Annotated in this window: 13 protein-coding genes; all 13 read left to right on the forward strand. The window is 41.5% G+C overall.

All coding sequences use genetic code 11. The features are described from left to right. Window positions 1-50: 50 nt before the first annotated feature. Entirely contained in the window at window positions 51-1,187 is a 1,137-nt protein-coding gene (gene dnaJ, locus M3197_RS05575; RefSeq protein ID WP_251659432.1) for a molecular chaperone DnaJ, read from the forward strand. A gap of 15 nt (window positions 1,188-1,202) precedes the next feature. Further along, the gene (gene prmA, locus M3197_RS05580) at window positions 1,203-2,147 is read left to right on the forward strand and encodes a 50S ribosomal protein L11 methyltransferase (RefSeq protein ID WP_251659433.1); all 945 of its coding nucleotides are present in this window, start codon (window positions 1,203-1,205) and stop codon (window positions 2,145-2,147) included. Between the two features lies 1 nt (window position 2,148). After that, window positions 2,149-2,889: a 16S rRNA (uracil(1498)-N(3))-methyltransferase gene (locus M3197_RS05585; RefSeq protein WP_251659434.1), complete on the forward strand. Its 741-nt coding sequence runs from the start codon at window positions 2,149-2,151 to the stop codon at window positions 2,887-2,889. A 16-nt stretch (window positions 2,890-2,905) separates the two neighbouring features. Further along, the gene (gene mtaB, locus M3197_RS05590; protein ID WP_251659435.1) at window positions 2,906-4,249 is read left to right on the forward strand and encodes a tRNA (N(6)-L-threonylcarbamoyladenosine(37)-C(2))-methylthiotransferase MtaB; all 1,344 of its coding nucleotides are present in this window, start codon (window positions 2,906-2,908) and stop codon (window positions 4,247-4,249) included. 95 nt (window positions 4,250-4,344) lie between these two features. After that, window positions 4,345-5,016 (forward strand): deoxyribose-phosphate aldolase, encoded by a 672-nt coding sequence (deoC, locus tag M3197_RS05595; RefSeq protein WP_251660116.1) that lies wholly within the window; start codon window positions 4,345-4,347, stop codon window positions 5,014-5,016. A 100-nt stretch (window positions 5,017-5,116) separates the two neighbouring features. Continuing rightward, a complete protein-coding gene (rpsU, locus tag M3197_RS05600; protein WP_025784794.1) occupies window positions 5,117-5,290 on the forward strand; it encodes a 30S ribosomal protein S21 in 174 nt (57 codons plus the stop codon). Between the two features lie 265 nt (window positions 5,291-5,555). Further along, window positions 5,556-6,890 carry an NfeD family protein gene (locus M3197_RS05605; RefSeq protein ID WP_251659436.1) on the forward strand — a complete coding sequence of 445 codons (1,335 nt, stop codon included), beginning with the start codon at window positions 5,556-5,558 and terminating at the stop codon, window positions 6,888-6,890. Continuing rightward, window positions 6,890-7,891 carry a flotillin-like protein FloA gene (gene floA, locus M3197_RS05610; RefSeq protein ID WP_251659437.1) on the forward strand — a complete coding sequence of 334 codons (1,002 nt, stop codon included), beginning with the start codon at window positions 6,890-6,892 and terminating at the stop codon, window positions 7,889-7,891. The genes M3197_RS05605 and floA overlap by 1 nt, the downstream gene beginning before the upstream one ends. 36 nt (window positions 7,892-7,927) lie before the next feature. Further along, entirely contained in the window at window positions 7,928-8,455 is a 528-nt protein-coding gene (locus M3197_RS05615; protein ID WP_251659438.1) for a YqfB family membrane protein, read from the forward strand. Between the two features lie 57 nt (window positions 8,456-8,512). Continuing rightward, complete coding sequence (locus M3197_RS05620; protein WP_251659439.1) at window positions 8,513-8,770, forward strand: hypothetical protein; 258 nt, start codon at window positions 8,513-8,515, stop codon at window positions 8,768-8,770. Continuing rightward, entirely contained in the window at window positions 8,760-9,854 is a 1,095-nt protein-coding gene (locus M3197_RS05625) for a sporulation protein YqfD (RefSeq protein ID WP_251659440.1), read from the forward strand. Before M3197_RS05620 ends, M3197_RS05625 begins: the two co-directional genes overlap by 11 nt. After that, the gene (locus M3197_RS05630) at window positions 9,855-10,811 is read left to right on the forward strand and encodes a PhoH family protein (RefSeq protein ID WP_039041695.1); all 957 of its coding nucleotides are present in this window, start codon (window positions 9,855-9,857) and stop codon (window positions 10,809-10,811) included. It abuts the gene before it with no gap. Window positions 10,812-10,866: 55 nt separating this feature from the next. Beyond that, entirely contained in the window at window positions 10,867-12,984 is a 2,118-nt protein-coding gene (locus M3197_RS05635) for an HD family phosphohydrolase (protein WP_251659441.1), read from the forward strand. Window positions 12,985-12,988: the final 4 nt, after the last annotated feature.

Here is a 12,988-nt window from a genome sequence, read left to right on the forward strand (position 1 = left end):
AAAGTGTTACAATGCACACAACGCTAAATGAGTTTCGGGAGTGTAGATGAATGAGCAAACGAGATTATTACGAAGTACTTGGAGTGGCGAAAACGGCTACAAAAGAAGAGATACGGAAAGCTTATCGTAAACTTTCCAAACAGTTCCACCCAGATTTGAACAAAGAAAAAGGGGCGGAAGAAAAGTTTAAAGAAGTTACAGAGGCTTTTGAAGTCCTAAGTGATGAAAATAAGCGCGCTTCTTATGACCAGTATGGCCATGCAGATCCGAACCAAGGTTTTGGCGGAGGCGGATTCAGTGGCTTTGGCGGTGGTGGAGATGGATTTGGATTCGATGACATTTTCAGTTCGTTCTTTGGTGGTGGCGGAGGACGTCGCCGCGACCCGAATGCACCACGTAAAGGAGACGATCTGCAATATACAATGACCATCGACTTTATGGAAGCTGCTTTCGGTAAAGAAACGGAAATTGAAATACCACGTGAAGAAGTCTGTAATACATGCGATGGAAGTGGTGCTAAAAAAGGTACTTCAGCGAAAACATGTACAAATTGTGGCGGTACTGGTCAAATTTCAGTTACGCAAAACACGCCACTTGGTCAAATGGTGAATCGAAAAGTATGTAATGTCTGTCAAGGTACAGGTAAGATTATCCCTGAAAAGTGTGAAACTTGTCATGGTAGCGGCAGAATCAAAAAACGTAAAAAAATCAAGGTTACAATTCCTGCAGGTGTTGACGATGGGCAACAATTGCGCGTGTCGGGTCAAGGGGAAGCTGGTGTAAATGGTGGACCATCAGGTGACTTGTATATCGTATTCCGTGTGCGAGCACATGAGAAGTTCATTCGTGAAGCGGATGATATCCTTTTGGAAGTCTCGCTGACATTCCCTCAAGCTGCTCTTGGTGATGAAATAGAAGTGCCAACGATTCATGGATCTGTGAATTTGAAAATTCCTGCTGGTACCCAATCAGGAACTACATTCCGTTTACGCGGAAAAGGGATTCAAAATGTTCATGGACATGGAATAGGGGACCAACATGTAGTTGTGAAATTGTTGACACCTAAGAAAATGACAGAAAAACAAAAAGAACTGCTTCGGGAATTCGCTTCAATCGATGGAGCTGCTCCTGGAGAATATTCAAGTTCACTGTTTGATAAAATCAAACGATCCATTAAAGGTGATTGAAGGGACTGAGCGTACGTGAAATGGTCTGAAATAGCGATTCACACGACAAATGAAGCGACTGAGGCAGTTGCCAACATTCTACATGAGGCAGGAGCAAGTGGTGTAGTCATTGAAGATTCAGGAGAACCGGAACGTACTCATGAAGATCGGTTCGGCGAAATCTATGACTTGGATCCACAAGACTTTCCTTCTGAAGGTGTTTTAGTGAAAGCCTATTTACCAGCAAGCAGTTTCTTAAAAGAAACGGTGCAGGAAATTAGTGAATCGATTGATAAACTAAAACAATTCAACTTAGATACTGGTAAGAAAGCGATCACAACTACTGAAGTGGATGAAGAAGACTGGGCGACTGCTTGGAAAAAGTATTATCATCCGGTGAAGATTTCAGGCCGTTTCACCATTGTTCCAATTTGGGAAACATATGTACCGGTGGAATCTGATGAGCTTATTATTGAATTGGATCCAGGAATGGCATTCGGCACAGGTACTCATCCAACTACGGTCATGTGTTTACAAGCGCTCGAAAAGTATGTGAAGCCTGAAGACTATGTCATCGATGTAGGAACAGGCTCAGGTGTTCTCGCAATTGGTGCGACTTTGTTGAACGCTAACCGAGTACTCGCGTTGGATCTGGATGAAGTTGCTGTTCGGTCTGCAAAAGAGAATATTGCGTTAAATAATTGTAATGAAAAAGTTGAAGTCGTGCACGGCAATCTTTTGGACTCTGTAAAAGAGCCTGCAGATTTAATCGTTGCTAATATTTTGGCTGAAGTGATTGTTACATTCTCTGAAGACGCTTTTCAGCTATTAGCGGATAATGGGTTGTTCATCGTATCTGGTATCATTGGGGCTAAAAAAGACTTTGTAAAAGAAGACCTCATTCAAAAAGGATTTGAAATCGTTGAATCTGTTTTAATGGAAGATTGGGTTGCATTGGTTGCCCGCAAACGGGGGGAATAACGTGCAACGCTATTTTCTTGAACAGCCGTTTGGAGAAGACGGCTTTGCAATGATAACTGGTGAAGACGAAAAGCATATTACTCGTGTGATGCGTATGCGCGAAGGTGAAAAAATTTGCTGTGTTTCAGAAGGCGTTGGCCACATTGCAACGATTCATCGTTTCGATGAAGAGGGCGTAACTGTACTAGATACAGGCAATACTTCTTCTATGAGTGAACTTCCTGTACAAGTTACACTAGCGTGTGGATTACCTAAAGGGGATAAGTTGGAGTTAATCGCCCAAAAAGGAACTGAACTAGGAATGACTGGAATCATCCCTTTTCAAGCGGAGCGCTCAATCGTAAAATGGGACGAAAAAAAAGGCGACAAAAAAACAACGAGGCTACGTAAGATTGCCAAGGAAGCTGCTGAACAATCTCATAGGACAGTCATTCCAGAGATTTCCGAACCTCTCACTTTTAAAGAGATTTTGAAGCAAGCGAAATCTTTCGATGTTTGTCTATTTGCGGATGAAGAAGAAGCGAAAGAAGGAACTTCAAATAAGATTGCAGTCCGTCTCAAGAAGGTGTATCATGGACAATCGATACTGGTCTTATTTGGTCCTGAAGGCGGACTCTCAAGAGATGAAGCTGAAGCCTTAAGGGATGCCGAGTTCTTACCTGTATCACTTGGACCCCGTATTCTTCGAACAGAAACTGCTCCTTTATACGTGTTATCCGCTATGTCTTACGAATTTGAATGAAAGAGGTGAGCAGCTGATGTCATTGGTTGCCTTCCATACATTGGGCTGTAAAGTGAATCACTATGAAACTGAAGCAATCTGGCAGCTTTTTAAAGATGCTGGCTATGAACGTACTGACTTTGAAAAAAACTCTGATGTTTATGTCATTAATACATGTACTGTAACCAATACTGGTGACAAAAAAAGCCGCCAAGTCATTCGGCGCGCAGTTCGTCAAAATCCAGATGCAGTTATTTGTGTAACCGGTTGTTATGCACAGACTTCACCTGCTGAAATTATGGCGATCCCTGGCGTCGATATCGTCGTCGGAACTCAAGATCGTACGAAATTGCTTGGATTAATTGAAGAATATCGTGAAGAACGCCAGCCGATCAATGCTGTGCGTAATATCATGAAAAATCGGGTGTATGAGGAACTGGATGTGCCTGCATTCACAGACCGTACCCGTGCATCATTGAAAATCCAAGAAGGATGTAACAATTTCTGCACATTCTGTATTATTCCATGGGCTCGTGGACTAATGCGGTCCCGCGATCCGGAAGAAGTTGTTCGCCAAGCTCAGCAGTTAGTCGATGCTGGGTATTTGGAAATTGTTTTAACAGGGATTCATACAGGTGGCTATGGTGAGGATTTGAAAGACTACAATCTTGCTAAGTTGCTGATCGACCTTGAAACGAAAGTAAAAGGTTTAAAACGACTGCGAATTAGTTCGATTGAAGCAAGTCAACTAACTGATGAAGTGATTGAGGTGTTAAATAACTCATCTATCATCGTGCGCCATTTGCATATTCCTATCCAGTCAGGTTCTAATACAGTACTTAAAAGAATGAGACGTAAATATACGATGGAGTTCTTTGCTGAGCGATTGGATCGTCTTCGTGAGGCATTGCCTCATTTAGCAATCACATCAGATGTGATTGTAGGATTCCCGGGTGAAACGGAAGAAGAGTTTATGGAGACCTATAATTTTATCCGTGATCATCGATTTTCCGAGTTGCACGTATTCCCGTATTCTAAACGTACAGGGACACCTGCAGCACGCATGGAAGACCAAGTGGATGAAGATGTGAAAAATGATCGCGTTCATCGCCTAATCGAACTGAATGATCAGCTTGCAAAGCAGTATGCAGCCGAGTTTGAAGGTGAAGTTCTAGAAGTTATCCCGGAAGAGAAATTCCAAGAAGATCCGGAAAGTGATTTGTACGTAGGCTACACCGACAATTATTTAAAAGTGGTGTTTCCTGCTGAAGAATCAATGGTCGGTAAAATCGTTCGCGTGAAATTATTGAAAGCAGGATATCCGTACAACGAAGGACAATTCGTTAGAGTGCTGGAAGAAGAACAAGAATTAGTCCATTAATCGAAACCGCTGGGCATTGTGCCTAGTGGTTTCTTTTCTATTGTGATTGATTCTGATATGATGGAAGAAGTACGTACATCCTCCAGGAGGTCATAATTATGAATTCAATAGCAAAAATGATCGATCACACATTATTAAAAGCAGATGCTACAAAAGAACAGGTTATAGAGCTTTGTAATGAAGCGAAACAATATGAATTTGCTTCAGTATGTTTGAACCCGACGTGGGTAAAAACCGCTGCTGAATTGCTTCAAGGGACATCTGTAAAAACTTGCACAGTTATCGGTTTCCCACTCGGTGCAGCAACATCAGAGGTTAAAGCATTTGAAACGAAAAATGCAATTGAAAACGGCGCAAGTGAAATTGATATGGTCATTAACATCGGCGCTCTAAAAAGTGGGGATACAGAAGCAGTTCAACGAGATATAGAAGCGGTTGTAAACGCAGCAGCAGGCAAAGCAATCGTAAAAGTAATTATTGAGACGTCGTTGTTAACTGATGAAGAAAAGCGTACAGCTTGTGAGTTGTCCGTTCTTGCAAAAGTAGATTTTGTAAAAACTTCTACAGGATTTTCAACTGGTGGAGCAACAGTAGAAGATGTGAAATTGATGCGCAGCACAGTCGGACCTGAAATGGGTGTTAAAGCGTCGGGTGGAGTTCGTAGTTTAGAAGATTTGACGGCTATGAAGGAAGCAGGTGCAACACGCATTGGAGCAAGCTCTGGCGTAGCAATCATGAATGGCCTTCAGTCAAAATCCGACTATTAATTTCAACTTTTATATTGACCGTTAGAAAATAATACGTTATAATTTTCAAGTACATAGCAGTATGCTATGTTCGAAGTGTGTTCGGAGGGAGGGACAAGAGATGACTAAAACAACTGTTCGTAAGAACGAATCACTTGAAGATGCTCTTCGCCGCTTCAAACGTACTGTATCAAAGAGTGGTACGATACAAGACGTAAGAAAGCATGAGTTTTATGAGAAGCCAAGTGTTAAGCGTAAAAAGAAATCTGAAGCTGCTCGTAAACGCAAATTCTGATTAACTCCTATATTGTTTGCTTAAAGCAACGTTAACCCAGTAAAATGCGCGTAAGCCAGAAAATCCTATGGATTTTCTGGCTTACTTTTTTATATTCACAAATAAAGTTAATTCTTGTTAGGAGTTCATAGAATTCATTAAATCTAAAAAGTTAACAGTCGCAAATTATTCACAAGAAACTTTCCCCAGAGTGAAACTTACGTGTGTTTCGTCCGTATAATAGGTATACTTAAAGGACAATCAACTTAGAAAGTAGGTGAGGTTTTTGCAGAAGCTCATTAGAGGATTTCTGCTTTTGACACTTATCGTATCAGCTATTGTACTTCCATTTTCGAATACTTCTCTAGCGAAAACTGGAACCGTTTACAAAGTTCCTATTCATAATGAAGTAGAAAAGGGCTTGTATGCGTTTCTGAAGCGTTCTTTCAATGAGGCTGAAAAAGCAGGGGCAGATGTTATTGTGCTTGACATCAATACACCAGGTGGCTTTACAGATACTGCAGGTGAAATCGCGAAGTTAATGGATGAGACTGAACCTAAAATTGTTGCATACATTAACAAACGGGCTTTATCAGCAGGAGCTTTTCTCGCCCTTCATGCAGACGAAATCTATATGTCACCTGGCTCTAAAATGGGTGCTTCGGCAGTGATTGACGGTTCTGGTAATGCGGCAGATAAGAAAGCTCGAAGCGCTTGGTCAGCAGATATGAAAAATGCAGCTGAGTCACAAAAACGTGATCCTAAATTTGCGCTGGCCATGGCAAATCCAGAGGAAGATCTCCCGGAATTCCGTGCAGGTAAAGGTGAGTTATTAACATTGACTGATCGTGAAGCCGTAGAAGTAGGCTACAGTGAAGGAACAGTCGCTACTTATGATGAGTTGTTGACGGAAATTGGGATGGAAGATGCAACAACTATATCTACCAATCCAACATTTAGTGAACAGATTGCACGATTCATTACCAATCCTGTAGTTGTTCCAATATTACTTTCAATTGCAGGACTTGGATTAATCGTAGAATTGTACTCCCCTGGATTTGGAGTTGCGGGTACAATGGGGGGTTCAGCGCTATTACTCTTTTTCTACGGACATTTGATAGCTGGTTTAGCAGGCTACGAAGCGATTCTCTTGTTCCTCCTTGGTGCGGGATTGATTGTCGCAGAGTTGTTCTTGCCCCATGGGATTGCAGGAATAGCAGGTGCAGTCGCTGTCACCGGTAGTATTATAATGGCAGGTGCGAATCCTGCATATATGGCGATTTCTGTGCTCATTGCACTAATAATTGCTACAACGGGGATGGTGGTTATTATGAAATTCTTTGGAAAGAAACTGCATTTGTTGAACAGAATGATTCTTATGGACGCAACGGATACGGAAAGCGGATATGTTTCGAATGTAAACCGCATTGATTGGCTTGGCAAAACAGCAATCACTTTAACACCGTTACGTCCATCAGGAGCAATCGTGTTAGACGGAGAACGAATTGATGTCGTTTCAGAAGGAAGCTACATTGATAAAGGAAAGCGTGTTAAGATAGTGAAAGTTGAAGGATCTCGGACAGTTGTTCGGGAACTTCAAGAAATGGAGGGAAATGAATAATGATCAGTGGTAGTCTAATTGGGATTGTAGTAATCGCCGTCGCTGCGATTATAGTGTTGTCTGTGTTCTTTACGTTTGTACCTGTCGCATTGTGGATTTCCGCAATATCTGCAGGCGTTAGAGTGAGTATCTTAACACTCGTAGGAATGCGTCTCCGTAGAGTTATTCCGAGTCGTGTTGTAAACCCACTCATTAAAGCACACAAAGCTGGAGTGGATGTGACGATTAATCAGCTAGAGAGTCATTACCTTGCTGGTGGTAACGTTGACCGAGTTGTAAATGCACTAATTGCAGCTCAACGTGCGAATATTGAACTTACATTCGAACGTGCTGCAGCAATTGACCTTGCAGGTCGTGACGTGTTGCAAGCCGTACAAATGTCTGTAAATCCTAAAGTTATTGAAACACCATTCATTGCAGGTGTTGCGATGAACGGTATTGAAGTAAAAGCGAAAGCGCGTATTACAGTTCGTGCGAACATCGACCGCCTCGTTGGTGGTGCTGGTGAAGAGACAATTGTTGCGCGTGTTGGTGAAGGTATTGTTAGTACAATCGGTTCTTCAGTCGATCATGCAAAGGTACTAGAAAATCCTGATTTGATTTCTCAAACAGTTCTTACAAAAGGATTGGATTCTGGAACAGCATTTGAAATACTCTCAATCGATATTGCTGATGTTGACATCGGTAAGAACATTGGTGCAGAACTTCAAACTGAGCAAGCACAAGCGGATAAGAATATTGCACAAGCTAAAGCGGAAGAACGCCGTGCAATGGCTGTTGCTAGCGAACAAGAAATGAGTGCCAAAGTTGTTGAGATGCGCTCTAAAGTTGTGGAAGCTGAAGCTGAAGTACCACTTGCTATGGCAGAAGCACTTCGTAGTGGTAACATCGGCGTGATGGATTACATGAATTACAAGAATCTCCAAGCGGATACAGGTATGAGAGATTCCATCGGGAAAATAAGCGGTTCTGGAGATCAGGACAATAAGCCGAAGAACTAATGGTTAGCCGCAACTTCCCGGAAAGGGGATGTGCTGATGGAACAAATAATAATTCTGATTGTGATCGGACTTCTCAGTACGATATTCGGTAAAAAGAATAAGGGCGACGATCAAACTCGGAAGCAAGGGACACCTCAAAATACGGAGCCTCCTAATAGACCTAGTTCAGGTAGACAGTCAATGCCGCAAAGGACAGAAGCGTCTCAAACGCGGCAGGGGTCTTCTTCTGGACAAATGGATCCTTTTAAAAGGTTAAAAGAGCTTACAGGTGAAATTTATAAAGAAATTCAAGAAGACCAGCGGAAATCGGTGACGCAACAAACGACACCGATTGAACCTGTTTCAATCCCTGAAGAACCTGTGAAGAAGTTAGTGAATACAAAACCAGTTCGCGCAGAAAGACAGGCGAACACACGATCTTCGGGTAGACTCTCGACGCATAATCCAGACCAACATCGGTTTGTGAAGAGCGAATCCCTTAATGTCGATGTTACGAGCAAACAAGATATCCTGAGAGGGGTCGTGTTTTCAGAAATTCTGGGACCGCCTAAATCTAAACAATAAACCAATACGCATTGACCCCCTGTACCGAGCATAAGAATGGTATAGGGGGTCAATGCGTTGAGAAAACTATTTGAAATGGGATCTTTAGTTTCACTGGAAGATTTAACTTCACTCAAAGTACTTGGAGGATATGAGTTGGTGATCATTTCCGAAAATTACGCGAAGTTACGTAAGGAAGGCTATGTCATCCATATTAAAGGCACTGACATTCATTTTGACATGCTAATGGAAAAATCAGCGTTACTCTCCTTCACTGAGTTACACGAACTTCGAATTATGAAAGACACGAAGGAAGGAGAGGTGTATGAAGCGTAAGCAATATGACGTAGAATTGAAAGGTGAAGGAAAGCCTGCCCATCTAGTCAATGAGATGATTCAGAATAAGAAACGTGTTTCTAGACTTGAGCACATAGACGGTGCCGTTTGGTTTCGTACAGACAAAAGTGGTTTAAAGTACATTCGGGCAAATAGACGACGAATTAAATTAAAAGTCCATGTAGAGCGCTTAGGAGATGGAACCCCATTCAATCGACTATTCCATTCGTGGGTCGGCTTACTACTCTGCATCATCCCGTTTCTCGCTTCCATGTTTTTGTGGCAAGTAAATGTTGATGCGGAGCATCCTGAAATTGCTGAACGAATCGAACAAACTTTGAAAAAGTCATCAGTAGTTCCGATGAAGTTGTTGCGTCAGCTACCAGATGAAGGAACGATCAGGAGCCAAATTATGACGGATGAGCCTGATTTATCCTGGGTACGATTTGAAAAGAAGGGTGCCACACTTACTGTTATCCCGATGATTTCACCCAAAACCTCAAGCAAGATTGAAAAAACAGGAAAACCTGGTGAGCTAGCAGCGCGCACTGGAGGAGTTATTACAGGCTTTCAGCTGAAAAGTGGAGAAAGGGTAGCTCGGCTCAACCAAACCGTTAAAAAAGGGGATCTGTTGGCGACAGGCGTATTAAAGCAAGGTGACAAGGTGGCAGTAGTAGGAGCAGAAGGTGCTGTTTTTGCGGATTATTGGCTCGAGTACAAATTCTCATTACCTAAAACGGTTCAATACGCTGCCGCTGGGGAAAAGCGTGTCTTTGTAGAATGGCACTTGCCTTGGCTTAAACAAAAATCGTCAACTCGTCCATTCTGGAAAATTGTAGAATGGAACGAAGAAGTGGATACCACCATAAAGACTATTACTTTAGAAGAAGGCATGGAGAAAAAAATTTTAGTCCCATTATTAAAACACAAATTATTATCTGAAACCTCATTTGAAAAGGATATAAAGGATGAAAATATTTTACAGGTGACGTTTGATAGTGATAAAGTAACAGGGACTATACTTTTTTTGATCAACGAAAACATTGCGGTAAAAAGACCATTATCCCAAGGGGGAGACGATTGATTGAGTGAACAACAACTACAACTACATCTAGAAGATCCAAACGAAGCGATCATGTTACTTGGAATTTCCGACCAGAACATTAAGCTGATTGAAGAAAATCTATCCGTTGCTGTACTGTCACGAGGTGAAACGATATCTCTCAAAGGGTCGGAAGAGAATACAGATGCAGCGAAACAACTTTTAGAACAATTGTTGAAAGTGATTCGTAAAGGAATCCAAATAAACCAACGAGATGTTGCAACTGCTATTGAAATGGTGAATAATGGTACTATTGAATACTTTGCCGAACTGTATGATGTGGAAATCGCTCGCAACAGTAAAGGAAAAGTGATCCGCGCTAAAACAATAGGACAACGTGAATATGTTCAAGCTATCCGGCAGAACGATTTGACGTTTTGTATAGGACCTGCTGGAACGGGGAAAACATATTTGGCCGTTGTACTTGCAGTTCATGCCATGAAAACTGGTTCTGCAAAAAGAATCATTTTAACGAGACCAGCTGTGGAAGCAGGAGAGAGTTTAGGCTTCTTGCCTGGTGATTTAAAAGATAAAGTCGATCCGTATTTGCGGCCGCTTTACGATGCGCTGCATGATATGTTAGGAGCTGAACATACGGAACGTCTAATAGAGCGTGGAACCATTGAAATTGCGCCGCTCGCTTACATGAGAGGACGTACACTGGATGATGCGTTTGTCATTCTTGATGAAGCTCAAAATACGACGCACGCTCAAATGAAAATGTTCTTAACTCGATTGGGCTTCGGTTCTAAAATGGTCATTACGGGAGATAAGACACAGATAGATTTACCCAAGGGTTCAAAGTCCGGACTCATTGCAGCGGAATCCATTTTGTCAAAAGTTCGAGAAATTCACTTCCAATACTTAGAACCAGCTGACGTAGTCCGACATCCTATTGTTGCAAAAATTATCGATGCATACGAAGAAGAGCAGTCCTAACCGGGCTGCTCCTTACATACTTTTTTGTATTTCAGACTGAAAGGGGATTCAAGGGATGCTAAAGCCGTTGATCCAACTTATCAAGTCCTTAAAATTTCACGTAATTGCCTGGTTGGTTATTGGATTGTCTGCAGTCCTTCTGTTTTTTATTATCTATGATGATGTAAAGCAAGAGACGTATGAGTTAACTACATTTCAAATTGCGCCAAGTACGCTCCGATCTTTAAAAACGGTGGAGGATACTGCGAAAACAGAAGAAGAGCGTGACCGTGTTTCAGAAGAACTACCACCTGTTTATCAGTTCAATGAAGAGATTTCTACCAATCGACAGTCGATCGCAACCTCGTTGTTCGATTATATTCTTGAAGTGAAAAAAAGTACATTGAGTGAAGAAGAGACGATTTCAGCAAACTCAATGAAAGCTGCAATTCGTGAAATGAATAAGAAGTTAAAGGAATTAAAAGAGACTGAACCAGACTTTTATTTGAGTGAAACTGTCTTAACAGGATTACTCACTGAAAATGAATCAGTATTACTAGAGATGCGCTCTGAACTTACTAAAATTGTGGCAGAGGAACTATCGAAACCGATTAAAGCAAAAGATGTTACGGTTGCACAATATGATGCTGAGCGTAAAATCAGAACGTCTTCAAAAATTCCTGATGGACAAGTTCAAACGATGATTCAACTAGTACGCCCGCTAATTGTCCCTACAGAAACCATAAACGAGGAATTGACAGAGGAACGATTAAAACAGGCTCGAGACAGTATAGAACCTACCAGAATTCTTCAAGGGCAAGTGATTGTAAGGGAAGGTCAAGTGATTGACAAAGAAATATACCGTCAGCTTGAAGTAACGGGAATGCTGACAAACCAAACATCCATCAAACCGATAGTTGCACTAATTTGTTTGATTGTTCTTTTATCGGGTCTGGTCTATATTCATTTCATGTCAAGAAAAGAAGATAAACAAGTCTTAAAGAAAGCACTACTCATCTTTTACTCAATTTTCTTTTTGATTATTGTAATGATGAAGCTTACAGGATTATTGGAAAAAGAGTTCGATGTCCAAGTCTCTTTTCTTTTTCCTGCCGCATTAGCTCCTTTACTAGTGAAAATTCTTACGAATGAACGATTAGCCATTCTATCTGTAGTAATGACTGCCGCAACAAGTGGCCTTATTTTACAAGAAGGCGTTACGTCCATCATGCAAATGGAAGTAGTATTGTATTTCCTACTAAGTGGCGTAACAGCACTACTTGTCCTTGGCGAAAGTGGAAGACGACTTACGATTATGAGAACAAGCTTGGCGGTTGCCATTGCAAATTTGTTGTACGTTGCGTTCTATTTACTGATGACACAATCGACGTACACGCTTTCAGAACTCGTATTCTATGCAATAGCTGCTATCAGCTCGGCAATACTTTCAGCAGCGCTTACAATCGGTTTGTTACCATTCTTTGAATCGATATTTGGAATTGTTTCGGATATGCGTCTAGTCGAGTTGTCTAATCCAAACCATCCGCTATTGAAAAAGGTGCTGACAGAAACACCAGGAACGTATCATCACAGTGTGATGGTCGCCAATTTAGCCGACGCGGCGTGTGAGGCAATTGGAGCGAATGGACTACTTGCTCGAGTTGGCAGTTACTATCATGACATTGGCAAAACTGTAAGACCCTTGTATTTTATCGAAAACCAACATGGTGTCAATCCTCACGATCAGCTAACACCTGAAGAAAGTCGAGATATTATTATTGCTCATGCGTCAGATGGCGCTGATCTACTTGCCACAAAGAAGATGCCACAACAAATTATAGACATCGCACGTCAACACCACGGAACCAGTTTCTTAAAGTACTTTTATTTTAAAGCAAAAGAAGAAGGTAAAGATGTAGTAGAAGATGACTTTAGATACTATGGACCAAAACCGCAAACAAAAGAAATTGCAGTCATTTCAATTGCAGATAGTTGTGAAGCGGCCGTTCGTTCTATGAAAGAACCGACTTCTGAAAAAATCTCAAGTTTGGTTAAATCGATAGTGAAGGACAAACTTAATGATGGCCAATTCGATGAATGTGAGTTGTCCTTGAAAGAAATCCGTAAAGTGGAACAAGTGATTTGTGAAACGTTGAACGGTATTTTTCATAGTCGGATTGAATACCCAAAATGAGGAA

Origin of the sequence: Sporosarcina aquimarina, assembly GCF_023715615.1 — a bacterium.
GTDB classification, from domain to species: Bacteria; Bacillota; Bacilli; order Bacillales_A; family Planococcaceae; genus Sporosarcina; species Sporosarcina aquimarina_A.

Bases quoted from the DNA above. Each gene is read 5' to 3' on its own strand.
- dnaJ (WP_251659432.1), top strand. From the start codon at position 51: ATGAGCAAACGAGATTATTACGAAGTACTTGGAGTGGCGAAAACGGCT.
- mtaB (WP_251659435.1), top strand. From the start codon at position 2,906: ATGTCATTGGTTGCCTTCCATACATTGGGCTGTAAAGTGAATCACTAT.
- rpsU (WP_025784794.1), top strand. From the start codon at position 5,117: ATGACTAAAACAACTGTTCGTAAGAACGAATCACTTGAAGATGCTCTT.
- floA (WP_251659437.1), top strand. From the start codon at position 6,890: ATGATCAGTGGTAGTCTAATTGGGATTGTAGTAATCGCCGTCGCTGCG.
- M3197_RS05615 (WP_251659438.1), top strand. From the start codon at position 7,928: ATGGAACAAATAATAATTCTGATTGTGATCGGACTTCTCAGTACGATA.
- M3197_RS05625 (WP_251659440.1), top strand. From the start codon at position 8,760: ATGAAGCGTAAGCAATATGACGTAGAATTGAAAGGTGAAGGAAAGCCT.
- M3197_RS05635 (WP_251659441.1), top strand. From the start codon at position 10,867: ATGCTAAAGCCGTTGATCCAACTTATCAAGTCCTTAAAATTTCACGTA.